We start from the raw sequence: 24,895 nt of genomic DNA, 5'->3' as shown, positions 1-24,895 counted from the left end.
CGGGTTGTGACCCCGGTTACACCGCTTGGGCCAACGAGACCGCGAACCTGCCCTCCGAATCGGTCCACCAGCGGTGCAGCGAGAACCCGGCGTCCTCCAGTTCCTGCCTCACACCGTCCTCGCGGAACTTGGCCGACACCTCGGTCCGCAGCTCCTCGCCCTCGCGGAACTCGACGGTCAGGCCGAGTTCGGCGAGCGTCACGCGCATGGCCCGCTTGGCCCGCAGGCGCATCTCGATCCATTCCTGCTCGGCGTTCCACAACGCGACGTGCTCGAACGCCTCGACGTCGAAGTCTCCGCCGACCTCGCGGTTGAGCACGTTCAGCACGTTGCGGTTGAACTCCGCCGTGACGCCCTGCGCGTCGTCGTACGCGCGCACCAGGGTTCCCGGATCCTTCACCAGGTCCGTGCCGAGCAGCAGCCACTCCCCCGGCTCCAGCACGTCGCGGACCGTGCGGAGGAACTTCTCCCGTTCCTCCGGAATCAGGTTGCCGATCGTGCCGCCCAGGAACGCCACCACGCGCGGTGACTCCCCTGGGAGCAAGCTCAGATGCTGCGTGAAGTCGCCGACCACGCCGTGCACCCGCAGACCCGGGTAGTCCGCGATGATCGCGTGCGCGGCCTCGGTGAGCGCCGACACCGACACGTCCTGCGGCACGAACTCCCTGAGCGTTCCGTGCTCCCTGAGTGCGCTGAGCAGCAGCCGGGTCTTCTCGGATGAGCCAGAACCCAGCTCCACCAACGAATGCGCGCCCGTCGTGGCCGCGATCTCGCCCGCGCGCCCGGCGAGCACCTCGCGTTCGGCACGGGTCGGGTAGTACTCGGGCAGCCGGGTGATGTCCTCGAACAACGCGCTGCCGACGGCGTCGTAGAACCACTTCGGCGAGACCCACTTCGGGTCCGCGGTCAGTCCGGCCCGCACGTCGGCACGTAGCGCGTGTGCGGCGTCCTCCGGCTTGAGATGAACGTCCAGCACCGGCTCGGTCATATCGGTCGAACCTCCACAGTGGATGGAACGGCGGTGACCACGTGCCGGTCGGGGATCTCCCGCCAGCCCGGGTCGTCGTCGAGCGGCTCGGACGCGAGTGTCACGCCCTCGCCTTTTTGAAGCACCCACAGGGCGTGTGTCCACGTTGTCCCCACGAGCACTTCCCCGTTGGTCAGCAAGAAGTTCAGGCGCGACCTCGGTGCCACGTCCGCGACCTCTCGCACGAGTTCAACAAGCGTTCGGGCCGGGTTCTTCCCGGTCTCCAGACGACGCCTGAGGACCGTCCACAACAGCGCGGAGTCGGTCGGCGCGTCCATCGTGAGCACATCGGTCACGTCGAGCGTCTTCGCCAGCCCCGCCACGGTGTGCGGCCAGCCGTCGACACGTCCGTTGTGGCTGAACAACCACGTTCCGTCGGTGAACGGCGCGCACGCCGCGTCGGTGACGGGCATACCCGTTGTCGCCGAACGGACCGCGGCCAGGAAGGCCGTCGACTCCACGCTCGCCAGTTGACGCAGGTTCGCGTCGCTCCACAACGTGCCGGCGCGCCGGTAGCGCACCGGGCCGGGGAACCAGCCCACGCCGTAGCCGTCGACGTTGACGGTTCCCCCGGCCCGCATGTCACCCGGCGCGTACGACTGGTGCTCCAACGAGTGCGGTGCGTCGTAGAGCAGACCGGCGATGGGCATGGCTGTGCCCAGGTAAGCCAGATGGCGGCACATCGGCCTAGGCGTCCCTGGCGCAGCGGAAGCCGGAGAAGATCTGCCTTCTGATCGGGTAGTCCCAGTTGCGGAACGTGGAACGGATCGCGGACCTGTCGGTGCCGAACGAGCCGCCGCGCAGCACCTTGTAGTCCGGTCCGAAGAAGACCTCGGAGTACTCCTTGTACGGGAACACCTCGAAGCCCGGATACGGACCGAAGTCGCTGGAGGTCCACTCCCACACGTCACCGATCAGCTGGTGCACGCCGCTCGGCGACGCCCCGGCCGGGTAGGCGCCGACCGGGGCCGGGCGCAGGTGCCGCTGGTCGAGGTTCGCGTGCTGCCCGGTCGGTTCCTCGTCGCCCCACGGATAACGCCGGGTCTTGCCGGTCGCCGTGTCGAAGCGGGCCGCCTTCTCCCACTCGGCCTCCGTGGGCAGACGCTTGCGAGCCCACGTCGCGTAGGCCTGGGCCTCGTGGAAGCACACGTGCACAACGGGTTCGTCCGGCACGATCGGTTCGGTCACGCCGAACGCGGTGCGCACGAACGAGTTCTCCTCGCGCTGCCAGAACCTCGGCGCGACCAGCTTGGCCTTCGTCCGGTGCTCCCAGCCCTCGTCCGTCCACAGGCGACGGTCGTCGTACCCGCCGGCCAGGATGAACTCGGCGTACTCGCCGTTCGTGACCGGCGTGGTGTCGATGAAGAACGAGTCGACGTGGACGGCGTGCGCGGGTCGTTCGTTGTCGAGCGCCCACGGTTCGTCCGACGTGCCCATGTCGAACGGTCCGCCCGGAATGAACACTTCCGTTGCGGGAACGAGGTTTCCGCCAGGCGGCAACGGCGCGTGCAGGACCGGTTCGCCGGTGCGCAGCTGGTGCGTGGCCAGCATCGTCTCGTCGTGCTGCTGCTCGTGCTGCACGATCATGCCGAACGCGAACCCGTTCTCGACGAGCCGGCGCCCTTGCAGCGGCACCTTCTCCAGCACGTCGAACACCTTGCCGCGCACGTCCCCGACGTACTGGCGGGTCTCCCGCGGGTTCAGCAGCGGTAACTCGGGCCGCACGCTGCGGGAGAACTTGAACGCGTCGTAGTACTCGTCGATGTCGCTGCGCACCGGTTCGCGTCCGCCGACGTCGCGAACGAGCCACAGCTCTTCCTGGTTGCCGATGTGCGCCAGGTCCCAGACCAGCGGCGACATCAGTTTCGAGTGCTGCCGGACGAGATCGTGCTCGTCGACGGCGTCGGTCAGGGCGGTGGAACGCGCGCGCGAGCGCAACAGTTCCTCCGCCACCTGCTCGCGGAGGCCGTCTACATCGATTTGGCGGGTCACAGCTTCCCCTCAAGCTCCCGGCTGATGGTGCTGATCTGGTCGTCGGAGAGTCCGGTGCGGGGCAACGCCTCGATGCCCAGGGCGACGACGTCCTTCGCGGCCCTGGCGATGCGTTCGTCCGCCATTCCGTGCCGTGCGGCGATGAGCCACCGCCCGGCGGCCCGTTCCGTCGCCGCCAGCACTCCGTCCACAACGGACGGGTCGCTGAACAGCGCGACGAGCAGCGCACTCGGCGCGATCCACCCGCCAGGCGCGGGCGTGTCGAGGTATCTGATCTCGATGTACCCGCGCGGCCGGACCGGCGGGAACATCAACGACATGTGGTAGTCGAGGTCGTCGCTGGTGGGGACCCGATCGTGTGCCCCGTTCATCCAGTCCACAAACGTCATGGGACGCGGCGGAATCCAACTAGGACCCGGCCCGCGCACGACGATGACGGGTGTGTCCACGACTCTTCGCGCGTAGGCCTGGGCCGGATCGGCGCACACAGCAGCTGGTCTGGTGCGCACGGGATCCGTGCCGTAGAGCGTGCGCATGCGCGCTGACGCCCAGCCTTCGTGCATCCCGCCGATGCTCGGCGAGTTCGCGAACAACGCGATGAACACCGGCCCGAGCTGGTGCACGGCCGCCCATCGGTCCTGGAGGTGCTTCTGCTCGCCGAAGTCGAGGCACACCTGAAGGCCCGCGGTGTTGCACATCATCGAGATGCCGTCGTCGCCGAGTGCGCTGAACGCGTGCTCCATCGCGGCGTACCGAGGCACCTGAAGCATGCGCGTGGGACTGCGATGCTGGTCAGCGCCTTGCTCGCCGAGCACGAGACCGTGCTCGGCCAGCATGGCGGTGAGGTGGGAGATGTCCTGGGAGACCGTCTGGAAGAGGTCCGGGAGGCTGGTGCAGGGAGGTGTGGAGATCTCGACCTGCCCGCCCGGTTCGACGGTCAAAGGGGTGCCGCTGGGAAGCGGCCGCTGAGGGCTGTCCGGAACGAGTGTCGGCGGAGCGTGCTCTCCGAGAGCCGCCGCCAGCCTGTGCCTGTCTAGCTTCTGGGACGGATCTTCGGCGTGGTGCACCGTCCATTCGAGCTCCACGCCGAACAGCCTCGGAGGCCCGTGCTTGAAGCAGACCGAGGCCACATAAGCCTCGGCCTCGGCGCGGTCGGCGAACCTCGCCGGCGCCCTTTTGTTACGCAACGCAGTCACGCTGCCACACTCCCCGTGATCGTCTGGCCCGTTCGACGCTACACGCGGGGTCTGACAGTTGCAGCTCTCAAATCCTTACGAAACAAGTGAAGTGCCCGTACGCACGCGTGCGTACGGGCACTCGTCTCACCTGGTGGAGATGTTTCTTACGTGCTGGCGTTCGAACGGCCGCGCAGCACCGTGTTGGCGGTTGACGCGTTCTTGATGGCCGTCTCGATCTGGGCCATCGTCGAACTGGAAGTGATCCCGGGCACGGTCGTGGTGCTCAACGCGTACAACGTGAACGTGTACGGGTTGGTCGAGCCGCCGGGGCAGGGTCCGAAGTACTTCAGGGCGTTGCCCCCGGACCCCATCGCCTTCTGCTTGGCCGACCCCTGACCGGGCACCGCGAACCCGGACCCGAGGTTCTCCGGCAACGACCGGGTGGAGCCCGGAATGTCCCAGATCGCCCAGTGCAGCTTGTTGCCGGAGTTCACGCGGTCCGCGAACACGATCGCGTAGGCCTGCGCCCCGGTGGACTCGCCCCACGCCAACGGCGGCGACGGGTCCTGACCGGCGACACCGTCACCGGCGCAGGTGTGCTTGGCCGGGATCATCGCGTCGTCCGCGAACGCCGAGGACGTCAGCTTGAAACCGCCGCCGCCACCGCCTTCGTAGACGATGTCGATGTGCAGGACGCGGTCGTTGCCGGCCGAGCCGTCCTTGTCGGTCGTCGTCGTCAGCCAGATGTCGCCGTCGCGGTCCACCTCGACCGTGCGCAGGCGGTTGTAGGTGCCCTGGAAGTAGATCTGCTGGTCGACGAGGTTGCCGTTGGCATCGATGCGCATCCGGTAGATGCGCTGGCCGACGGTCGTGGCGACGAAGACGTAGTCGTTGATGATCGTCAGGCCCGAGGGTGAGGCCTGCGAGGTCGACCAGGTCTTCTTCGGCGGGATGGTGCCGGTGCAGTTGCCCGACGTCCCTTCACAGGCGTCCCAGCCGTAGTTGCCGCCCCTGGTGATCAGGTTGACCTCGTCCTGCGACGAGTTGCCGAACTCCGAGGCCCACAGACGGCCCTGCGAGTCGAAGTCGAGGCCCTGCACGTTGCGGTGGCCGTAGCTCCAGATCGCCTTGCCCGAGAACGGGTTGTCGGCGGGGATGGAGCCGTCGGGGTTGATCCGCAGGATCTTGCCGGCGTTGGTGTTCAGGTTCTGCGCGTTGTTGCCGTTCTGCGCGTCACCGGTGGAGATGAACAGGAAACGGCCGTCCGGGCTGAACCGCAGGCGCCCGCCGTTGTGGTAGCGGTTCTTCGGCACACCGTCGAGCAACGTCGTCCATCCGGACAGCTGAGCACCGTCGAACTGCGCCCTGACCAGGCGGTTTCCGCTCGCGTAGGTGTGGTAGATGTAGATGAACCGGTCGGACGCCCAGTTCGGCGAGACCTCGATGCCGAGCGCGCCGCCCTCACCGTTGGTGCCGACCGCGCCGGGCACCTTCCCGATCACGGTCTTGGTGCCGCCCTCGGTGATCCGCAGGACGTTGAACGTCTCGCGCTCGGTCACCAACGCCGAGCCGTCCGGCAGGAACGCGAGGCCCCACGCCACGTCGACGCCACCGGCGATCTGTGTGACGGAGCCGGGGTTCGGCACGCCGGTGCCGCCGCCCGCGCCGGGCTTGACGGAGATCTCGTTCGAGAACGCCGAGAAGTTGCCCGCCGCGTCCTTCGCCCGCACCTTCACCAGGTACGTCTGGCCGTTGACCAGGCCCGCGACGGTCGCGGACGTGGCCGAACCGTCGGCGGTCTGCTTGAGAGCACCGTCGAAGTGGATCTCGTAACCGGTGACGGCCACGTTGTCCGTGGAGGCACCCCAGGCGATGGAGACGCTGGTCGAGGTGGTGCCGGTCGACCGCAGCGTGCCGGGAGTGGTCGGCGCCTGGCTGTCCGGCGGCGCGGGCTGAGTGCGGCCCGGGACGTTGTTCGAGGCCTGCGAGACGTTGCCCGCCCGGTCCTTCGCGAACACGGTCCAGTCGTAGAGGGTGTCGGCGCGCAGGCCGGTCGCGGTGCCCTCCAGCACGTTGCCGACGCTCGTGACGAGCTGGCCGTGCTGGTAGATGTCGTAGCCGGTGACGCCCACGTTGTCGGTGGCCGCCTCCCACTTCAGCGACACCGAGTTGTGGGTGGAGCTGACGAACTGGAGGTTGCGCGGCGGCGTCGGCGCCTCGTTGTCCGCGGGGCCGGTCAGGACCGCGGTCAGTTTGTCCGCGTTCGGGCCGCCGTTCGCGGTCGTCGCGGTCGCCTTGATCTTGTTGGAACCGGCGTGCAGCGTGACCTTGAGGGTCCGCGTCTGCCACGTCGTCCACGCGCCCGTGCCGGGGAACGAGACCGTCTGGGCGTTCGCGCCGTCCACGGTCACCGAGACCGGGCGGTCGACCGTCGTTCCGTTGGCGTAGCGGAACGTGAGCTCGTGCTCGCCGCCGGAGTCCGCGTTGATCGTGTACTCGACGGACGAGCCGATCACGTTGTCGTAGTTGACGAAGCCCGTGCCGGAGAACCCGGCGTGGTTGGACTCCACGACACCTTGAGAGATCGTCGCGTTCTCCGCCTCCTGCTCCAGGGCGGGAACGCCGGCGATCTCGTCGACCTCGAGGTAGTCGAGGTTCGGGCCGCCGGTGGCACCGGTGGACGTGAGCTTGATCTTGTTCGCGCCCGCGTTCAGGTTCACGGTGTTCTCGGCCGACACCCACGTCGTCCACGCGCCGGTGCCCGCGAAGGCGCGCTCGTCGACGGCGAGACCGCCGTTGACGCTCACGTCGACCGGCCGGTTGTCCGCGGTTCCGTTGGCGTAGCGGAAGACCAGCTTCGCCTGGCCCGCCTTCGAGGCGTTGACGGTGAACTCGACCGAGCTCCCCACGACGTTGTCGACGTTGACGAACCCGGTTCCGGAGAATCCGGCGTGGTTCGACTCCACCACGCCCTGCGAGATCGTCGCGCTCTCCGCTTCGTACCGGACCGGCGCCGCGAGGGCCGACTCCGGTACCGACATCACGGCGATGGCTGTTGTGCAGGCAACACCCATCGCGCCGAACGTGCGAAACGTCCGGCTTCTACTCGGTGCCACTGTTGTGCCTCCCACAAAGACGGGTAGGGGGATCACGACGGAGCGGCGGCGGATTCAGTTTTAGACAGGAAACTTTCCTGACTGTCGCGCAGATCACACCACCCGCGACATCCGGAGTCAACCCCCTCCGGGAACTGCGGGAAAGCGCTTACCAGATCCCGTTACCGATCCCGGTTCTCCGCGAGGGCGGCGATGAGATCCGTGACGGTGCGACTGAGCAGCAGATCGACCACGTGCACGCCTGTGGACTCACGCCGCTGCCACCCGAGGCGCTCAGCGAGCGCCGACAGCTTGATGATCTCCTGCGTGTCCATGGCGCGGAAGGATATGGCCGGAAGCCCGCCCGTTCACGCAGGCCCGCCCGATGATCCACACGAAAGGGATCCGCCGGGAAGATCACACAGATGGACGTGTCCAATCCGTACGTACGGATTGGATTTCCCGCCCTCCCCCTGCGACCATCTACCGGTGCCCAGGGTCAGTCAGGACCACCTCGACGCCCGCCGCCGTCAGATCCTCGACGGCGCGCGTTCCTGTTTCGCGCGACACGGCTACGAAGGTGCCACCGTACGCCGTCTGGAAGAGGCAACGGGACTCTCTCGCGGTGCGATCTTCCACCACTTCCGCGACAAGGAGTCGCTCTTCCTCGCACTCGCCGAGGACGACGCGCTCCGCATGGCCGACGTGGTGGCCGAACAGGGCCTCGTCCAGGTCATGCGCGACCTTCTCGACGAACCGGAGAAAAGGGACGAGGAGCACGCCGCCGACTGGCTCGGCACGCGCCTCGAGGTCTCTCGCAGGCTCCGGACGGACCCGGACTTCCGGGCGCGCTGGGCCGAGCGCAGCGAGCAGCTCACCGCCGCGACCCGTCAGCGCCTGATCCGGCAACGAGAAGCCGGCAACCTGCGCGACGACGTCGACGTGACGGTGCTGACCAGCTTCCTGGAGCTCGTCCTCGAAGGCCTCGTCTCGCACCTCGCGATGGGCCTGCCCGCAGACGACATGGAACCCGTACTCGATCTAGTCGAAGAAACCGTGCGGCGACACCGCCGCAACTCTTGAGAGTTCTTCGCGTACCACTCAATGTGGACGTATGCCGTCCACGCTGAAGACAGCCACTCAGTTCTTCGCGGTGCGCACGCTCGTTCGCGGCTACGCGCTGCTCGGTGACCCGTACGCCGGTGTCATGGCCTCGCCGCCGGACCGCGACCCGTACCCGATGTACGAGAAGGTGCGCGCCAAGGGCGACATGGTGCGCAGCCGCATGGGCGCCTACGTCACGCCCAGCCGCGAGATCTGCGACTCGGTGCTGCGGGACAACAGGTTCATCACCGCGACCTTCGACGAGGCGTCGATGGTGCCGATCACGCTGGTCAAGGACGGCGAGAAGATCGTCAACCCGGTGCAGGACTCGTTCCTGATGATGAACCCGCCGACGCACACCCGGCTGCGCAAGCTCGTCCAGCCGTTCTTCACGCCACGAGCGCTCAAGGACCGCACCGAGTCCATCCAGAAGATCGTCACCCAGTACCTCGACCGCCTCGACGACCGGTTCGACGTGGTCTCCGAGTTCGCGTCGCAGGTACCGATCCAGGTCATCGCCGACCTGCTGGGCGTGCCGGACGACCACAAGGACGTCTTCGCGCGCTGGGGAAGCTCGCTGGCGGAGACGCTCGACGGCGTGTGGTCGCACAAGCAGCTCAAGAACCTGCACGCCACGATCATCGAGTACAACGACTTCATCGACGGCCTGATGGACGAGCGCCGCCGCAACCCGAAGGACGACATCGTCAGCCACCTCGTCACCCAGCACGAGGACCTGAGCCGCGAGGATCTCGTTGCCACCACGGGGTTGTTGCTCTTCGCCGGGTTCGAGACGACGGTCAACCTGATCAGCAACGGCGTGCTCAAGGCGTTCGAGAACCCGCACACGATCGCGCCGCTGGCCCAAAGTCCCGAGTACGCCGAGGGGTTCGTCGAGGAGGTCCTGCGCCTCGACCCGCCCGTGCAGTACACGATCCGCTGGCCGAGGGAACGCCTGGAACTGGCCGGGGTTTCCCTGCCGAAGGGCATGCCGGTGATGCTGATGCTGGCGGCGGCGAACCGCGACCCACGCGTCTTCGCCGACCCGCTGAAGTTCGACCCGACGCGGTCCAACGCACGCGAGCACCTCGCGTTCAGCGCGGGCATCCACTACTGCATCGGCGCGGGCCTGAGCCGCATCGAGGGTTCGCTGGCGTTGCACGAGCTCTTCAAGCGCTTCCCGAACCTCGGCGCGGACGGCCCAGTGACCCGTCGTCGGTCCAAGCTGATCCGCGGCGCGTTGCGACTTCCGGTACGTGCCAACGAAACCAAACGGTCACTGGCAGTGAAGTAATGCTGACCTGGGGCAAGATTTGTTGCGGGGAGTGCTCGACTTCACCCGGCTGGAGCAATGTTCGTGCCCCAATGACACATGTGCGTAGTGCATCCTTGTAGACGAGAGGGAGACCCGCCGCACCGCCGCCGCGACGGGCCTCCCTTTCGCCTTTACCCAAGGACTTATTCAACGCCCGCCATAAGCTTGCGGATGGCCGGAGCCGCCACCGCGAGCGCGACACCGAGGACCACGGCCGCGCCACCGAGCGTGAAGAAGTACGCCGAGGGGCTCGTCGTGTAGAACTTCACGAGCTGCGCGGCCACACCGGTGCCGGCGGAGACCGCGAGGAACCACAGGCTCATCGTCTGCGACGCGAACGCCTTGGGCGCCAGCTTCGTCGTGACCGACAGGCCGACCGGCGACAGCATGAGCTCACCGCAGGTCATGATCAGGAACATCAGCACGAGCCAGAGCGGCGTCACCTTGCCGTCGGCCGCCGAGTTGCTCGCGAAGTACATGAGCACGAACGACAGGCCCACCAGCACCAGCGCGCCGGCGAACTTGCGCGGGGTCGAGGGGGCGCGGTCCTTGAGCTTCAGCCACAGCCACGCGAACACCGGTGCCAGCGCGATGATCATGATCGGGTTGATCGACTGGAACCAGGCGACCGGGAACTCCCAGCCGAACACGTGGTTGTCGACGTGCGAGTCCGCGAACTCCGCGATCACCGAGGCGCTCTGCTCGAAGATCAGCCAGAACATCGCCGCCGCGACGAACAGCGGGATGTACGCGAGGACGCGCGGCTTCTCCTCCGGCAGCGTCTTCTTGCTGCGGTACATCACGGTGAAGTAGGTGATCGGCAGGATGATCGACATGATGCTGATCATCAGGATGACGCCCTCGACGTCACCCAGCACGTACGAGACGACGCCGAGCGCGCCGATCACGACCGCGATGAGACCGATCAGGCCGTAGACACGGCCCTTCTCGTTCGGGTGCAACGGGTTCGGCGCCACGGCGGCCGAGCCGCGCAGGTTCTTGCGGCCGAGCCGGTACTGGATCAGGCCCGCCGCCATGCCGACCGCGGCGACGGCGAACCCGGCGTGGAAGCCGACACCGTCCGCGAGCGCGCCGGTGATCAGCGGTGAGACGAAGCCACCGATGTTGATCGCCATGTAGAAGACCGTGAAGCCGGCGTCACGACGCGTGTCGTCGCGGCCGTAGAGGCCGCCGACGACGGTCGAGATGTTCGGCTTGAGCAGGCCGGTGCCGAAGACGATGAAGATCAGGCCGAGGTACACGCCCGTGATCCCGATGGGCAGTGCCAGTGCGATGTGACCGCACATGATCAGCACGCCGCCGTAGAACGTCGAGCGCTGGCCGCCCCAGACGCGGTCGGCGAGCCAGCCGCCGGCGACACCGGACATGTAGACCGCGGTGCCGTAGATGGCCACGACCGACAGAGCGAGCGCCTTGTCGACGCCGAGACCTCCCTCGGACACGGCTGTCCACAGGTAGAGGCCGAGGATGGCCTTCATCCCGTAGAACGAGAACCGTTCCCAGAGTTCGGTGAAGAACAGCGTGGACAGGCCTCGGGGGTGCCCGAAGAATCCCTTGTCCTGCGCGGAGATGCTGGCGCTAGGAGCGCTCACAGTCATCGTCCTCTCGTGTCAACGATGTCACGGCGGATCTGGTCGAGATTACGCCGAACGCTCGTACGGTTAGAAATCGGGGTTGCGTCCGAGTGGCCCAACTCTCACGCCGGGATGCGCGGTTGGGCAGGATTTGATGCACTGCTGGGATGGACTTGATCCAGGCGCACGGCGTGGCGATGACGGAGTTCGACCGGCGGGTCCGGGAGATCGCTCCGGACCAGTGGTCGCTCGGCACCCCCTGCCGGGAGTGGTCGGTCAGAGACCTCGTCGGCCACCTGGTCTACGAGCAGCTCTGGGCCCCGGAACTGCTCGCCGGCTGCACGGCGAAGCAGGTCGGTGACCGCTTCGACCACGACAACCTGGGCGACGACCCGCTCGTGTCCTGGGTCGTGGCGGCCGCGGCGGCGCGCGAGGCGTGGCTCGGCAAGCACGCGCTGGCGAAACCCGTGCACGTGTCGTCGGGGCTGCTGGACGCCGAGGAGTACTGCTGGCAGATGACCACGGATCTCGCGGTCCACACCTGGGATCTGGCGCGCTCGATCGGCGCGGACGAACGAATTGATCCCGATCTCGCCTCGACGGTTCTGTCCTACGTCGAACGGAACATCGAGGACTGGAGTGGTTCGTCGATGTTCGATTCGCCCGTTCCGGTTGCCGCGGACGCCGACGACCAATCGCGACTGATTGGACTTCTGGGACGTAAGCCGTAGGCCCTTGACGGGTAAGACGTGAATTGCGCACAGTAAGCCTGCCGCCGCTTTCAGTCAGGAAAGTTCCCTGTCGAAAGAGGCAACAATGCGCAAGCTCGCCCCAGGGCTTTTCGCCGTGTCCGCTCTCGTGGCTTCCCTGCTCGCATCCCCTGCCGCCCAGGCCGCCGGCCCCAGCGCGGCGCAGCTGCTGGCCAAGCTCACGTCGTGCTCGCAGATCTCCAGCGGCAAGTACCGGTCCGACTCCGAGACGTCCGCGAACATCCCGGTCTGCGGCAAGAACGGCGCTGTTTGGTACAAGGCCGACCTGGACATCGACTGCGACGGACAGCGGACCGCGAAGTGCAACGAGAGCACCGATCCCTGGTTCCAGCCGGACACCGCGTTCCACGACTCGAAGGGAAAACCGCTGGTCGCGGACAAGCTCCCGTACGTGGTCGTGCCCTCGCCGAGCGGCACCTGGGACTACCGCAAGTTCGGCATCCAGGGCGGTGGCGTCGTCGCCGTCATCTACAACGGCCGGGTCGACTACGCGGTGGTCGGCGACACGGGCCCGACCGCGATCATCGGTGAGGCCTCGTACGCGTCCGCGGTGAACCTGGGCATCAACCCGAACCCGGAGAACGGCGGCACCGACGGCCCGGTGCACTACCTCTACTTCAAGAACTCGAAGGTCTCCCCGATCGAGGACCACGCCAAGGCCACCTCACTCGGCGAGTCACTCGCACAGCAGTTCCTGAGCCAGAACTAGGTTTCCCGGTTCAATTTCCGAAACGCCCCGCTCCGCATCCCCCTGTGCCTCCTGCGGGGCGGGGCGTTCCTCCCCCGGCCACGATCCCCGGATCCCCCCGGACCGTCGATCGCCCCGCATTTCTACAGGTAGATCGTTGTCCAGTGTCGAAGCGCTTTCAGCGGACAACGACCTCTGGACAACGTTTTGGTCTCCTCCGAAACACAACGTTGCCCCCGGCGCCGGATGCACCGGGGGCAACGGGTGCCGGACGGATCAGCCGACGTGTGATCGACGTCCGCACCGGTGGTTGGTCATGGGTGGACCGCTTCAAGACGATGCCAGCCGCTCGTGACCAGCCACTGAACGTCAGATGACCTTCTGCTCCAGAGTGACGCACCTGATACCGACGGCGTCCAGGTGCTCGCTGACCCGGACGAACCCGGCGCTCTCGTAGAACGCGATGTTCCCCTCGCTCTCGGCCCCGGTGAACAGCCAGACGACCTTCACGTCGTCCGGCGCGTGCTCGCTGATGGCTTCCAGCAGCCTCCGCCCGACCCCGCCACCCTGGACGTCGGGCGCGACGGACAGCCGGGCGACCTCCATCCGTTCGCCGTCGACCCGGCTGCGCACCGACCCGACGAGCCTGGGGCCGCTGAACGCTCCGAGCGCGGGCGTGCCGTCGGCGAGGTGGTCGCGGATCTGGTCGAGGGTCTCGACGAGCGGCGGCAGATCCCAAGCGCCGTACCGTCTTGCTTCCTGGAGGTACGCGGCACGCTGGATCGTCATGACCTCACCGGCGTGCTCCGGCTTCAGCTGTCCGATGTGGACGTTCACGGCCCGGTGACCCCTGGCGTCCAGCTCTCGGGAAGACCGCTCTCCGTGAGGATGATCTGGTGGTCGTGGAACCCTTGCGGCGCGTCAGGCTGCCACGGCCACTGCCCCTGCGGCGTCGGCACGATGATCTGCAGGGCCGCGAACTCCGACCCGTCGTAGAGCAGGTACGCACTCCCGAAGAACTCCGGGTAGAACCCCTTGTAGACCCGTTCGAACGTGATCGGCACGCCCTCGAAGAAGTCGTCGTAGAGCTTGCCGGGCTGGAACCGCTCGCCGTCGCTGGCCCGCTTCACGTACATGTTGACCAGGTTCTCGCCCATGCCCTGCGGCAGCCCGATCACCACCGCCTCGGCCACCCCGAACCGGCGCCAGGCCCCCACCGAGAACACGTAACCCGGCCCCTCGGCGTCCGGGTTCACGACGATGTTGGTGTGGCCGTACCGGTCGGCCGCGGAGAGCAGACGGGCCCGCAGCTCGATGTCTTCGTCGGAAAGCACGACACCCAGCCTACGGCACCCCTCCGGCGCCTTATGCCTGCTTGGAGCTGTTCCAACGCTCCCACCTTCAGGCAGATTTGACGCGAAACGATAGAGGTTTCGCGGTCCCTGCCCCTACCTTCCGTCCATGCCCAAGAGATCGTCCAGCGTGGTGGGCCGCGAGTTCGGCAACGGCGTCCGAGCCGCCATCGAGAGCACCGGCATGACCCAGCGCGAGCTCGCCGAGGTGCTCGGCTGGCAAGAGGCCAAGTTGTCCGACATGCTCGCCGGCAAGGGCGGCGTCAACGAGCTCGAAGTCGTCACGCTGCTCGCCTACTGCCGCATCCCGCTCGCCGAGCGCGAACGCCTGCTCGCCCTGTTCCGCGAGTCCGGCAGCTACTACGTGCAGATTCCCGAGGACGGCGTGCCGGACCAGGTCCGCACGCTGATCAACCAGGAGAAGGAAGCCACCGAGATCACCGCCTGGTCGATGATCCTCGTGCCGGGCCTGCTCCAGATCTACGAGTACATCGCGGCTGTCACCGCCAAAGCCCGGACGGTCTCGGCCGAGAACTTCGCGGCGACGGTGGCTGCGAGGGCGGCCAGGACAGAGATTCTCGACTACAGCCGGACCTTCACCTTCTACGTGCACGAGCAGGCGCTGTGGCTGCCAGTCGGCAACGAAGAGGTGTGGCGCGAGCAGCTCGCCCATCTCCTGCGGTTGTCGGTGCGCAAGTACATCAGCATCCGCATCGTCCCGAGGTCGATCGGCGTGCACGCAGGCGTCTCCGGCGACTTCCGGCTGATGAAGTTCCCGAAGTACCCGCCGGTCGTCTACATCGAGAGTGTCAAGTGCTGCTTGTTCTTCGATGACAAGGACACCGTCGAGACCTACGAGAACATCCTGAAGGACCTCGCTGCTGTCGCCCTGGATGAGGAAGAATCGAGGGCGGTGATCAACAGCATCTTGGAGGGCCTCCAATGACCGTGTGGCGCAAGAGCACCTACAGCGGCGACGGCGACAACTGTGTCGAGGTGGGCCACGGCGTCGGCATCCGGGACAGCAAGGCGCCGTCCACCCACCTGCCCGTCTCCTCCGACGCGTGGTCGGCGTTCCTGAAAATGGCGGTCGACCAGCCTTGATCCGGTAGCACAATTCACTCGCCGGAGCACCGGCAAGACGTCGACCGGCGAACCTTCACCCGCTCAGACTGCCTTTCCGCGCGAATGGATGACATCGCACGCCGGTTGTCTACGAATTGTCAATGAATGGGTCCCAGTTTTTGCCCAGTTCGGCGCAAACGTGCGACAAGTGAGTGGCCTGGGTTGTCCGCGGTCGTCACCGCCGGATAAACTTTTGGACCCTTACCTTGCACTGTGACGTCGGAGGGAGCACCGTGAAGCTCAGGCAGATCGGCGGGTCCGGATGCGGGAACGGCCCCTGTCCCGCTGTGTACGAGACCGAGAACGGGACGATAGTCGTACAAGGGTTCGACGTGGATGGCGACAAGGCCGGCCTGAACCTGCCTCCAGGAGAAAGCGCGGTCGAAATACCGCGCTACATCCTCGAGCGCGCGTTCAACCAGTAGCCGGACAGAGGAGCCGTTGCCATCATTCTGAACATGGACCAGTTCGGCAGACTCTTCGTCGAATTCAAGAAGTCCGCGACCCGAATAGAGACCCTACCGGCCTACTCGGTCGAAGAAGAGCGCGCGCAGTTCGAACACTATCTCTCGGGAAAGCCGCTGCCCGAGAACCGAAACGAGGAATGGGCGAACAACATCAGGGCGTGCGTGGCCGATGGCAGGTACATGGGCAGGGTGCACATCATCGACCACGTGCTGACTCCGTACCTCCAGTTCGAGATCGACTGGTACTACGCGATCAACGGCGCCGCGGGTGAGGACATCCGGTTCATCTACCGGGATGACGTACCGGACATCACCCACACGGACACCTGGCTGTTCGACGACACCGTGGTCGTCGATCTCAGCTACAACGAAGAGGGCGAACTGCTCTACATAAACCAGAACGACGCGCCAGAGCGCCTCGAACAGGCGAGAACGGCGTGGCGGGAGTTCCACGCCAGGTCATTTCCGCTTTCCGCGCTTCTCGCCGAGATCCGGAGCAGCAAACTCGTCATACCCCGCGCCACCGGCCGCGCTCGGACAGTAGCCCGCCGAAAGCGAGTACAACCGTGGACAAGGCATCGGTTCGCACCGAATTCCTGATCAACGACCAGTCCGCGGGCTACCCGACCCGCGTGGTCACGGCCCAGGTCGAGCCGGGCGAGATCGCTTGCCTGGTGCGGGACGGCCATCTGGTGCGCAGAGGACTGATTCCACCGGCAACGGCGGCGACTCTTCGTGAACGCGTGCACGAGATCGCCGTGGCGGAGGAGGGAAAACCAGGTGCGGAATGGGTCGCCCACGACAGCATCTACCTGCGCAGGCTGCTCGACAAGCACGCGGATTTCCACCGGTTGCTCCGCCTGGAACCGGTTCTCTCGATAGCGCGCACACTTCTCGGACCCCAGGTGTGGATCGACCTCGACGCTCGGATGCACTATCCGGGAACGGCGGGCATCTCCGTCCCGTGGCACAACCACCTGCCGGTCATCCCTGATCCGCTGCCCGTCTTCTTCTGCTATCCGCACCAGTTGCACTGCCTGATCTACCTGGATCGGGTGTCGGAGGACGAAGGCGCCCTGACCTTGCTGCCGGGTTCTCATCTGCGGCCGGACCTGCGGATCCCGCTGGGCGATCGGGGTGATCACGCCGGCCAGGTCGAGCTGTTCTTCGAGCCGGGCGACGCGGTGATCATCCACGGGGGCCTCTGGCACCGGACGGCCGCGTCGACCGCGAGGGCACGGCACCGAACCCTGGTGCTGCTCGGGTACGTCCCGTCGTGGATCAGGAACGAGGCCGGCGAGCACGGCGTGCCCGTCGAAGAGCCGCTCACGGCAGCGCTCGCGCGCACCGGCGACGCGGAACTCAGAGAGCTTCTCGGCGAGTTCCGCTGGTGAGCACGATGCCGAACCCCGCGAACCGATGCCGGCTCCGGCCGCTGCCCCAGGACAGCTCTCCCGGCCGCACGCCGGCAGAGCCGGGTGCCATCGATCGTGATGGCGGCCGCCTCACCGTGGCGGTGAACGACAGGGCCATCGGCAGCGTCTTCTGGTTCCGCAGGATCTGGGGACCAGAGGACACCAGTTGGTGCCGGGGGATCGCGGCGCGCATCCACGTGAACGAACAGCGAAAACGGCACGGCACCGAGGCCGTGGAACTCCTCGTCCGCTATTTGTTCGACCACAAGGGTGTACTGCGCGGGACGCTGTGGCGTGAAGGGCGATGGCACGACCAGCACATCTACTCTCCGCTCCGTGGTGATCAAGATGCCTGACGATTCCGACGGCGAACTCGAAGGTGCCGGCAACCGCTCGCTGGTGAACAGCAACACCGGCGAGATCGTGCAGGTACGCGATGTCGAGGGTGGAATTCACTTCCACTACGGAAGCGGTGGCCGCGGCCACCGCCCCCTTCAGCCACCACGAGGCGTCCGGGGATTCGTGAACCGGATTTCCGAACTCACCGCACTCGACGAACTCCTCGTCGACGACGAGAACCTCGTGGTGTACGTGATTTCCGGGACCGCGGGCGTGGGAAAGACCTCGCTCGCGCTGCACTGGGCACATCGCGCACGGGCCGAGTTCCCCGACGGCCAGCTCTACATCGATCTCCGGGGCTACGACCCCGGTCTGCCCGTATCGCCTGACCAGGCCCTGGAGCGGTTCCTGCTCGCGCTCGGAGTTCCAGCGGCAGCGGTGCCTGCCGACGTCGAGGCGAAATCAAGTCTCTACAGGTCCGCGCTCGCCGAGCGGCGCATGCTGATAATCCTCGACAACGCGGCGAACAACGCGCAGGTCCGCCCGCTGATTCCGGGTTCGGGCCAGAGCCTCGCCATCGTCACGAGCCGCAGCCATCTGCAGGGTCTGGCGATCCGGCACGGAGCGCGCCGCAGAACGCTCGACACCCTCACCGAGGCCGAAGCCGTTCAGTTGCTGACGACGACGATTCGGGAGTACCGCACCGGGGACGACCCCGCGGAGGTCGCCGAACTGGCCGGCCTGTGCGCGTATCTGCCCTTGGCCCTGCGGATCGCGGCGGAACGAGCGGCAAGTCGTCCGTCGATGCCGTTGAGCAGGCTCATCGCGGATCTGCGCGACGAATCAGAACTGTGGAACACGCTTTCCACCGGTGACATCGACGAGGCGGAGGCGGTGCACACGGTCTTCGCCTGGTCCTATCGAGCGCTGCCGGAAGAGACAGCACTGGTCTTCTGCCTGCTCGGCCTGCATCCGGGCGCCGACTTCAGCGAGGCCGCCGCCGAGGCGCTGGCCGGCGGAAACCCTCGTCAGGTGCGCACCGCGCTGGACCAGCTCACGGGCGCCTGCCTGCTGGAGCCGACGGGTTTCGCGCGATACCGCTTCCACGACCTGTTGCGGGCCTACTCGGTGGATTGCGCGCAGTCCAGGCTGTCGCAGGAGGAACAACTCGCGGCCGTCCAACGGGTCTGCGACTGGTATCTGCGCACGAGCTACGACTGCGCGCTCACTCTGGCGCACGACACGACCCTGCTGTTCGAGATGGGAGAGAGCGGACCTCCCGGCTTCGCCGATCACAGCCAGGCGGCTCGGTGGTACGCCGAGGAGAAGTTCAACCTGGAGGCCGCCGTACGAGCGGCGGCCGGCACCGGGCAACTCCTCACGGCCTGGCGGCTGGCCGCCGTGCTGGAACGGATCTACGCCACCTACAACCACTTCAACGACTGGCGATCGACCTCGCGGATCGGCCTGGACTGCGCGCGGGAACTGGGCCTGCGCGCGGAGGAGGCCGCGATGCACGACAGCCTCGGCAGGCTGTGCCGCATGACGATGCGCCTCGAGGAGGCCGTCACGCACCACATCGGCGCGGTGGCCACCTACCGCGAGCTCGGCGATCTGGCCAACGTGGTCAAGGGACTGAACGGGCTCGGCTGGGTGCACCTGTTCCGGCATCGCCTGCACGATGCCCGAACCGCGTTCTCCGAGGCGTTGGACGTGGCACAGGAGCTGGACGACCCGGAGTGGCACGCGACGGTGCTCTACAGCCTCGGGTACACGTGCGCGCAGCTCAGGGACCTGGACGCGGCCGACGCGCACCTGACGAGATCGCTGGGCATGTTCCGCGACCTCGAAAGCCGCCTGTACGAGTCGATGGCTCTCACCGCGACCAGCTACGTAGCCAGGGTCCGCGGTGACTCGGGCACGTCACTGGCGCTCGCGACCGAAGCCGTCTCCATCAGCCGCGAGATGACCAACCGGCTGTGGGAGGCAACGGCTCTGCTGTACCTCGGCAAGGCGCAGCGGGCGGCTGGAGAGTCCGGCCCTGCCCTGGTCTCCTATCAGGCAGCCGCGGTCATCTGCCGGCAGAACGGCGATCGCAGCCGGGAGGCGATGGCCGTGGAAGGTGCGGGGCTGGCGTACGGCGACCTCGGCCGGGGTGACGACGCCGTCGACTTCCACCGGCAGGCCGTCGCCACTCATCGGCAGCTGGGCGACCGCTGGAAGCTCGCCAAGAACCTCGTGAACCTGAGCCGTGAGCTGTCCGGCGACGAAGCCCGGCACTGCGGACGGGAGGCGTTCGAGATCCTCGCCGAGTTCGACGACGCGAAGTCGCTCGCCCTGCGCACCTCGCTCGCGGAAGACCTGGTCTGAACGCGAGAACGCCGGCCACGCGCATCGCGTGGCCGGCGTTCCGCCGAAAGTGGGACGTCGTCAGCCGACCTCGGCCATGACCTCGTCCGACACGTCGAAGTTCGCGAAGACGTTCTGCACGTCGTCGCAGTCCTCCAGCGCGTCGATGAGCTTGAAGATCTTCTTCGCGCCCTCGGCCTCCAGCTGCACCGACACCGACGGCAGGAAGCTCGACTCGGCGGACTCGTAGTCGATGCCCGCCTCCTGGAGCGCCTTGCGGACCGGGATCAGGTCGCCGGCCTCGGACACGACCTCGAAGGCCTCGCCCAGGTCGTTGACCTCCTCGGCACCGGCCTCCAGCACCGCCAGCATCACGTCGTCCTCGGACGTCTCCGCCTTCGGCACGATCACGACACCCTTGCGGCTGAACATGTACGACACCGAACCGGGGTCGGCCATCGAACCACCGTTGCGCGTCATCGCCGTGCGGACCTCAGTGGCGGCGCGGTTGCGGTTGTCCGTGAGGCACTCGATGAGCACCGCGACACCGTTGGGCCCGTAGCCCTCGTACATGATGGTCTGCCAGTCGGCACCGCCGGCCTCTTCACCACCACCGCGCTTGCGGGCGCGTTCGATGTTGTCCAGCGGCACCGAGTTCTTCCGGGCCTTCTGGATGGCGTCGAACAGCGTCGGGTTGCCGTCCGGGTCCCCACCACCGGTGCGGGCCGCCACCTCGATGTTCTTGATCAGCCGCGCGAAGAGCTTGCCGCGCTTGGCGTCAATGGCGGCCTTCTTGTGCTTGGTGGTCGCCCACTTGGAGTGGCCGCTCATTTCTCCTCCGAACCAGTCAAACCACGAACCATGTCCACGAACAGGCGATGGACGCGCTCATCCCCCGTGAGCTCCGGATGAAACGCCGTGGCCAGCACGTTGCCCTGCCTGACCGCGACGATCCTACCGGCGGCATCACCCGCTTCAGCCGTAACGGGCACCGTAGCGAGAACCTCGACCCCCTCGCTAACCGCCTCCACCCACGGCGCACGGATGAACACCGCGTGCACACTCTCGCCGGCCAGATCGAGGTCGGTCTCGAACGAGTCGATCTGCCGCCCGAACGCGTTCCGGCGCACCGTGACCGCCAGGCCACCGAGCTGTTCCTGGTCCTCACGGCCGTCCAGCACCGTCTCGGCCAGCAGGATCATGCCCGCGCACGACCCGTAGGCGGGGAACCCGGCCTTGATCTTGGCCTTGAGGGGTTCGAGCAGCTCGAAGTTGACCAGGAGCTTGCTGATGGTCGTCGACTCGCCGCCGGGGATGACGATGCCGTCCAGCTCCTCCAGTTCCTCGGGCCTGCGGATCGGCCGTGCGGTGACATCACACTTCGCGAGCGACACGAGGTGTTCCTGGACATCGCCCTGAAGAGCGAGCACGCCAATGACGGGAGGGGCAGCGACAACCATGCTCACCAGCATATTCGAGCCGCTCAGGCCCGCTGGGCAGCACCCTTCGACACCTCACGCACGAGGGCGATCGCGTCCGGGCGATCCCCTGAGCACCCGCAGTGCGCGCAGCGTGTTCCACCGTGACGGCTCGCCGCGCGGTTCCAGCTCGAACCAGACCTTGCCGGGGTACGGGGCTGTCACCTTCCACTGCTTCGACCGCAGCACGGTCAGCGCGTCCCCGAGACGTTCGTCCTCAAGCTCGCCGACCGACCAGAAGTGGTCCAGCGCGCGCAACACGTCATAACGCCAGCGCGGCGGAAACACAGGACGCAGGAACTCACGCTTCACCACCTCGCCCGTGCGGTGCGAGCGGTACAACCGATGCACCAGCAGGAACTCGCGAGCGCGCGCAGCCGCGTCTCCGGCGGGCATGCCTTCCAGCACGTTGATCGTCGTGTGGAACGAGCTGTGCCGGGAGGGCCTGCAGTTCCAGCCGCCGTCAGCGAGCTGACCGGCCAGGACGAACTCCAGCACCTCGTCGTGCGGCAGCGAGGCCCAGCGCAGCAACGTCAACGCGAACCCCGCGATGCACATGTCCGTGCGCCAGACGTCATCGCTCAGGAACAGCGCACAGGAGTCACGAACGACGTCGCCGGGCAATCCGTACTGCCGCAGCTCCAGCAGCGAGTAGGTGGTGGAGATCCACTTCTCGCCGTACAGCCTGGGGGTCCATCGGACGCCGTCGCGGTGATCCAGGATCCGCGCGCCCCAGCCCTCGTGCTCGATCCGGGCCCGTTCGGCCTCCCACTCGGCGGCGGGCGCGTCGCAGAGATCGCGCAGCACCTGCCACCGGATCGCCGGATCCGAGTCCAGCAACCAGGAAAGGGTCTCCTCGTCCACCGCCGCAACGGTAGTCGAGGAGACCCTTCCGGTCAGTGCGATCAGTCGACGGTGACGAGATCCCGCTGCTCCACCGGCTGACGCGACTTCACGAAGCGCCATCCGAGGAACAAGACCAGTGCCAGGACCGGGATCGACCAGAACGCGATCCTCTCCGCGTGACCGTCGGAGAAGGCCATCTGCCCGACCACCAGCGCGAGGAACGCGAGCGTGAGCCACGACGTGTACGGCGCACCGGGCATCCGGTACGACGGGCGCTCGATCTCGCCCTTCAACGCCTTCTGCCGCAGCTTCATCTGGCAGATGATCAGCGTGGCCCACGTGGACACGACGCCCAGGGACGCGATGGCGATCGCGATGTCGAAGGCGTCCTTGGGAACGATGTAGTTGAGCACCACGCCGGCCAGGTACGCGACACCGGTGAAGAGGATGCCGCCGTAAGGCACGTGCCGGGAGTTCATCTTGCCGGTGATGGCCGGAGCTTCACCCTTCTGCGCCAACGACCTCAGGATGCGGCCGGTCGAGTAGAGACCGGAGTTGCAGGAGGACAGTGCCGCGGTCAGCACCACGGCGTTCATGACGTCGCCGACGGCCGGGATGCCCAGCGCCGAGAACACCGTGACGAACGGCGACTCGGTTCCGGTGTAGTGGTCCCACGGCAGCAACATCGTCAGCAGCAGCACCGAACCGACGTAGAAGATCGCGATCCGGTACACCACGCCGTTGATCGCGCGCGGCATGATCTTCTCGGGGTCCTTGGTCTCGCCCGCGGCGATGCCGACGAGCTCGATCGCCGAGTAGGCGAAGATGACGGCCTGCAACGTCATCAGCGCGATGCCGAAGCCCGCCGGGAAGAGTCCGCCGTGGCCGAGGGTGTTCGAGACCGACGCCGTGGTGCCGCCGATGTCCGCGTTGCCGATGACCAGGCCCGCGCCGACCACCAGGAAGACGACGATCGCGGTCACCTTGATGACGCTGAACCAGAACTCCAGCTCACCGAAGAGCTTGACGGACAACATGTTGATCGCGATCAGCACGACGAGAGCCACCAGCGCGGTGATCCACTGCGGCATGTCCGGAAACCACTTGTGCATGTAGATCGCGACGGCGGTGATCTCGGCGATGCCGGTCATCGCCCAGTTCAGCCAGTACAGCCAGCCCGATGTGAAGCCGGCCCACGGGCCGATGAACTCGCGGGCGTACTCGACGAAGCTGCCGGACACGGGGCGATGGAGGACGAGTTCGCCCAGCGCGCGCATGACGAAGAAGGCAGCGAGGCCGCACACCGCGTACGCGAGGATCAGCGACGGCCCCGCTGTGGCGAGGCGCCCGCCCGCACCCAGGAAAAGGCCGACGCCGATCGCGCCACCGATTGCGATCATCTGCACCTGACGCTTGCTCAGCGCCTTGGTGTAGCCGTCCGCATCAGTTTCCACAGAACTCACTAGGAGGTTCCTTCCGAAACGGAAAAATGCTCGCGTCGGAACCTCCCGCGCCCCGACGCGCTGATTCGGGGAACCCTAGCGAGTGGCAGTCATCACCAAGTAATCACCTGGGGAAGACTTAACGTAAGCGACATCACACAACGCCGCGTTCAGGTCATCCCAAATGTCCTCGACGTGCTCGAGTCCGACGGAAATGCGCAGCAAATTGTCCGGAACGCCAGATGCCCGCAGTTCTTCGCCGGGTACCAGGCGATGGGTCAAAGCCGAGGGGTGCTCGATAAGGGTGTCCACCGAACCCAGCGACACGGCCGGCGTGATGAGCCTCAACCGACGCACGACTTCAACAGGGTCGCCGTGCACGCCGAACGCGATCATGGCGCCGGTCCCGCGCATCTGCCGTGACGTGGACGGGTAGCGCACGAACTCCACGGCGTCATGTGAGGCCAACCGCGAGGCCAGCACCGCGGCCGAACGGGACGCCGCCTCGACGCGCAACGGCAGCGTGGCCAGCCCGCGGTGCAGCAGGTAGCCGCCCAGCGGGTGCAGAACCGCGCCCGTGATGATCCTGACCTGCCGCAACGCCGCCGCGAGAGCCTCCGAGCAGGCCACGACGCCGCCGAGCACGTCCCCGTGTCCGCCCAGGTACTTGGTGCCGGAGTGCAGCACGTACGAGGCTCCGTGCAGCGCCGGGTTCTGCAGGATCGGGGTCGCGAAGGTGTTGTCGACCATCACCGGTACGCCGCCCGACTGGCGCACGACGTGCTCGATGTCGACCAGGTCCAGGTTGGGGTTGGCCGGGGTCTCGACCACGATCAGCCCGGTGTCCGGCCGGATCGCGGAGGACACCAGGCCCGCTTCGACGTACGTGGTCGTGACGCCCAGGAGACCGGACGACAGCAGGTGGTCGGTGCCGCCGTACAACGGCCGCACGGCTACGACGTGCGGTTTTCCCGCCATCACGCAGGCGGCCTGGACGACGGCGGTCACCGCTGCCATGCCGCTTCCGAACGCCACGGACGTCTCGGTGTGCTCGAGAGCCGCGAGCGCCTGTTCGAAACGGGCCACCGTCGGGTTGTGCAGCCGCGCGTAGACGGGCGAGCCTGCCCGCGCGGCGCCGGTGGCCCATTCACCCAGCGCTTCCCCGCCAAGTGCCTGGTCAGGCACGGGGTAGGTGGTGGACAGGTCGATGGGAGGTGCGTGCACGCCGAGCTCCGCGAGGTCGTCGCGGCCGCCGTGCACTGCGATGGTCTCGATGCGCGTCATGGCCCGAATGGTGGAGACTTCCTCGGCGGGATGG

25 protein-coding genes are annotated in these 24,895 nt (G+C 66.9%); 11 read left to right on the top strand and 14 right to left on the bottom strand.

The window, feature by feature from the left end; all coding sequences use genetic code 11:
• Positions 1-16 precede the first annotated feature (16 nt).
• From egtD to BM417_RS48050, 6 genes are all read right to left on the bottom strand, one after another.
• Entirely contained in the window at positions 17-988 is a 972-nt protein-coding gene (egtD, locus tag BM417_RS29350) for an L-histidine N(alpha)-methyltransferase (protein WP_093601234.1), read from the bottom strand.
• On the bottom strand, positions 985-1,710 hold the full coding sequence (gene egtC, locus BM417_RS29345) for an ergothioneine biosynthesis protein EgtC (protein ID WP_093601232.1): 726 nt from the start codon (positions 1,708-1,710) through the stop codon (positions 985-987). Before egtC ends, egtD begins: the two co-directional genes overlap by 4 nt.
• A gap of 4 nt (positions 1,711-1,714) precedes the next feature.
• Positions 1,715-3,019 carry an ergothioneine biosynthesis protein EgtB gene (gene egtB, locus BM417_RS29340; RefSeq protein WP_093601230.1) on the bottom strand — a complete coding sequence of 435 codons (1,305 nt, stop codon included), beginning with the start codon at positions 3,017-3,019 and terminating at the stop codon, positions 1,715-1,717.
• Positions 3,016-4,215, bottom strand: coding sequence for a glutamate-cysteine ligase family protein (locus BM417_RS29335; RefSeq protein WP_093601228.1), 1,200 nt, complete (start codon positions 4,213-4,215; stop codon positions 3,016-3,018). Before BM417_RS29335 ends, egtB begins: the two co-directional genes overlap by 4 nt.
• A 146-nt stretch (positions 4,216-4,361) precedes the next feature.
• Positions 4,362-7,271 (bottom strand): PQQ-dependent sugar dehydrogenase, encoded by a 2,910-nt coding sequence (locus BM417_RS29330; protein WP_093601226.1) that lies wholly within the window; start codon positions 7,269-7,271, stop codon positions 4,362-4,364.
• 203 nt (positions 7,272-7,474) lie between these two features.
• The gene (locus BM417_RS48050) at positions 7,475-7,627 is read right to left on the bottom strand and encodes a hypothetical protein (protein ID WP_177320666.1); all 153 of its coding nucleotides are present in this window, start codon (positions 7,625-7,627) and stop codon (positions 7,475-7,477) included.
• A gap of 154 nt (positions 7,628-7,781) precedes the next feature.
• On the opposite strand from BM417_RS48050, the gene BM417_RS29325 reads away from it, so the two are divergent.
• Both BM417_RS29325 and BM417_RS29320 read left to right on the top strand, forming a co-directional pair.
• Positions 7,782-8,375: a TetR/AcrR family transcriptional regulator gene (locus tag BM417_RS29325; RefSeq protein ID WP_093601224.1), complete on the top strand. Its 594-nt coding sequence runs from the start codon at positions 7,782-7,784 to the stop codon at positions 8,373-8,375.
• A 31-nt stretch (positions 8,376-8,406) separates the two neighbouring features.
• Entirely contained in the window at positions 8,407-9,690 is a 1,284-nt protein-coding gene (locus BM417_RS29320) for a cytochrome P450 (protein WP_093601222.1), read from the top strand.
• Between the two features lie 164 nt (positions 9,691-9,854).
• On the opposite strand, the gene BM417_RS29315 is transcribed toward BM417_RS29320, so the two are convergent.
• Positions 9,855-11,330 carry a peptide MFS transporter gene (locus BM417_RS29315; protein ID WP_093601220.1) on the bottom strand — a complete coding sequence of 492 codons (1,476 nt, stop codon included), beginning with the start codon at positions 11,328-11,330 and terminating at the stop codon, positions 9,855-9,857.
• Between the two features lie 143 nt (positions 11,331-11,473).
• On the opposite strand from BM417_RS29315, the gene BM417_RS29310 reads away from it, so the two are divergent.
• Complete coding sequence (locus BM417_RS29310; RefSeq protein WP_093601218.1) at positions 11,474-12,037, top strand: TIGR03086 family metal-binding protein; 564 nt, start codon at positions 11,474-11,476, stop codon at positions 12,035-12,037.
• 85 nt (positions 12,038-12,122) lie between these two features.
• Positions 12,123-12,785 (top strand): glycoside hydrolase family 75 protein, encoded by a 663-nt coding sequence (locus BM417_RS29305; RefSeq protein ID WP_093601216.1) that lies wholly within the window; start codon positions 12,123-12,125, stop codon positions 12,783-12,785.
• 348 nt (positions 12,786-13,133) lie between these two features.
• Here the strand turns inward: BM417_RS29305 and BM417_RS29300 are convergent, their stop codons facing one another.
• Together BM417_RS29300 and BM417_RS29295 are read right to left on the bottom strand one after the other, a co-directional pair.
• On the bottom strand, positions 13,134-13,601 hold the full coding sequence (locus tag BM417_RS29300; RefSeq protein WP_093601214.1) for a GNAT family N-acetyltransferase: 468 nt from the start codon (positions 13,599-13,601) through the stop codon (positions 13,134-13,136).
• Positions 13,598-14,098 carry a DUF4262 domain-containing protein gene (locus tag BM417_RS29295; protein WP_245822224.1) on the bottom strand — a complete coding sequence of 167 codons (501 nt, stop codon included), beginning with the start codon at positions 14,096-14,098 and terminating at the stop codon, positions 13,598-13,600. Before BM417_RS29295 ends, BM417_RS29300 begins: the two co-directional genes overlap by 4 nt.
• Positions 14,099-14,225: 127 nt before the next feature.
• On the opposite strand from BM417_RS29295, the gene BM417_RS29290 reads away from it, so the two are divergent.
• The 7 genes from BM417_RS29290 to BM417_RS29265 all read left to right on the top strand — a co-directional run bounded on the left by BM417_RS29290 (position 14,226) and on the right by BM417_RS29265 (position 19,832).
• On the top strand, positions 14,226-15,062 hold the full coding sequence (locus tag BM417_RS29290; RefSeq protein WP_093601210.1) for a helix-turn-helix domain-containing protein: 837 nt from the start codon (positions 14,226-14,228) through the stop codon (positions 15,060-15,062).
• A complete protein-coding gene (locus tag BM417_RS29285; RefSeq protein WP_093601208.1) occupies positions 15,059-15,220 on the top strand; it encodes a DUF397 domain-containing protein in 162 nt (53 codons plus the stop codon). The genes BM417_RS29290 and BM417_RS29285 overlap by 4 nt, the downstream gene beginning before the upstream one ends.
• A gap of 308 nt (positions 15,221-15,528) precedes the next feature.
• Entirely contained in the window at positions 15,529-15,666 is a 138-nt protein-coding gene (locus BM417_RS29280) for a hypothetical protein (RefSeq protein WP_218164591.1), read from the top strand.
• A gap of 33 nt (positions 15,667-15,699) precedes the next feature.
• Positions 15,700-16,308 carry a DUF6879 family protein gene (locus tag BM417_RS48045; RefSeq protein WP_177320665.1) on the top strand — a complete coding sequence of 203 codons (609 nt, stop codon included), beginning with the start codon at positions 15,700-15,702 and terminating at the stop codon, positions 16,306-16,308.
• The gene (locus BM417_RS29275; protein WP_177320664.1) at positions 16,275-17,102 is read left to right on the top strand and encodes a phytanoyl-CoA dioxygenase family protein; all 828 of its coding nucleotides are present in this window, start codon (positions 16,275-16,277) and stop codon (positions 17,100-17,102) included. The genes BM417_RS48045 and BM417_RS29275 overlap by 34 nt, the downstream gene beginning before the upstream one ends.
• Before the next feature lie 5 nt (positions 17,103-17,107).
• Positions 17,108-17,479 (top strand): GNAT family N-acetyltransferase, encoded by a 372-nt coding sequence (locus BM417_RS29270; protein WP_143138852.1) that lies wholly within the window; start codon positions 17,108-17,110, stop codon positions 17,477-17,479.
• Positions 17,472-19,832, top strand: a complete 2,361-nt coding sequence (locus BM417_RS29265; protein WP_143138851.1) for an ATP-binding protein — start codon at positions 17,472-17,474, stop codon at positions 19,830-19,832. Before BM417_RS29270 ends, BM417_RS29265 begins: the two co-directional genes overlap by 8 nt.
• A gap of 60 nt (positions 19,833-19,892) precedes the next feature.
• On the opposite strand, the gene BM417_RS29260 is transcribed toward BM417_RS29265, so the two are convergent.
• From BM417_RS29260 to BM417_RS29240, 5 genes are all read right to left on the bottom strand, one after another.
• Positions 19,893-20,642, bottom strand: a complete 750-nt coding sequence (locus tag BM417_RS29260; protein WP_093601198.1) for a YebC/PmpR family DNA-binding transcriptional regulator — start codon at positions 20,640-20,642, stop codon at positions 19,893-19,895.
• Entirely contained in the window at positions 20,639-21,271 is a 633-nt protein-coding gene (gene pdxT / locus BM417_RS29255; protein WP_245822223.1) for a pyridoxal 5'-phosphate synthase glutaminase subunit PdxT, read from the bottom strand. Before pdxT ends, BM417_RS29260 begins: the two co-directional genes overlap by 4 nt.
• A gap of 54 nt (positions 21,272-21,325) precedes the next feature.
• Complete coding sequence (locus BM417_RS29250) at positions 21,326-22,153, bottom strand: hypothetical protein (RefSeq protein WP_093601194.1); 828 nt, start codon at positions 22,151-22,153, stop codon at positions 21,326-21,328.
• 41 nt (positions 22,154-22,194) lie between these two features.
• Positions 22,195-23,535, bottom strand: a complete 1,341-nt coding sequence (locus tag BM417_RS29245) for an amino acid permease (protein WP_245822238.1) — start codon at positions 23,533-23,535, stop codon at positions 22,195-22,197.
• A gap of 138 nt (positions 23,536-23,673) precedes the next feature.
• Positions 23,674-24,861, bottom strand: coding sequence for a trans-sulfuration enzyme family protein (locus BM417_RS29240; protein WP_093601191.1), 1,188 nt, complete (start codon positions 24,859-24,861; stop codon positions 23,674-23,676).
• Between the last annotated feature and the right edge of the window lie 34 nt (positions 24,862-24,895).

It is taken from the genome of Lentzea waywayandensis (assembly GCF_900115955.1).
Lineage (GTDB): Bacteria > Actinomycetota > Actinomycetes > Mycobacteriales > Pseudonocardiaceae > Lentzea > Lentzea waywayandensis.
The sequence above is the reverse complement of the archived record's forward strand: the minus strand, read 5'-3'. Positions and strand labels throughout refer to the sequence as shown.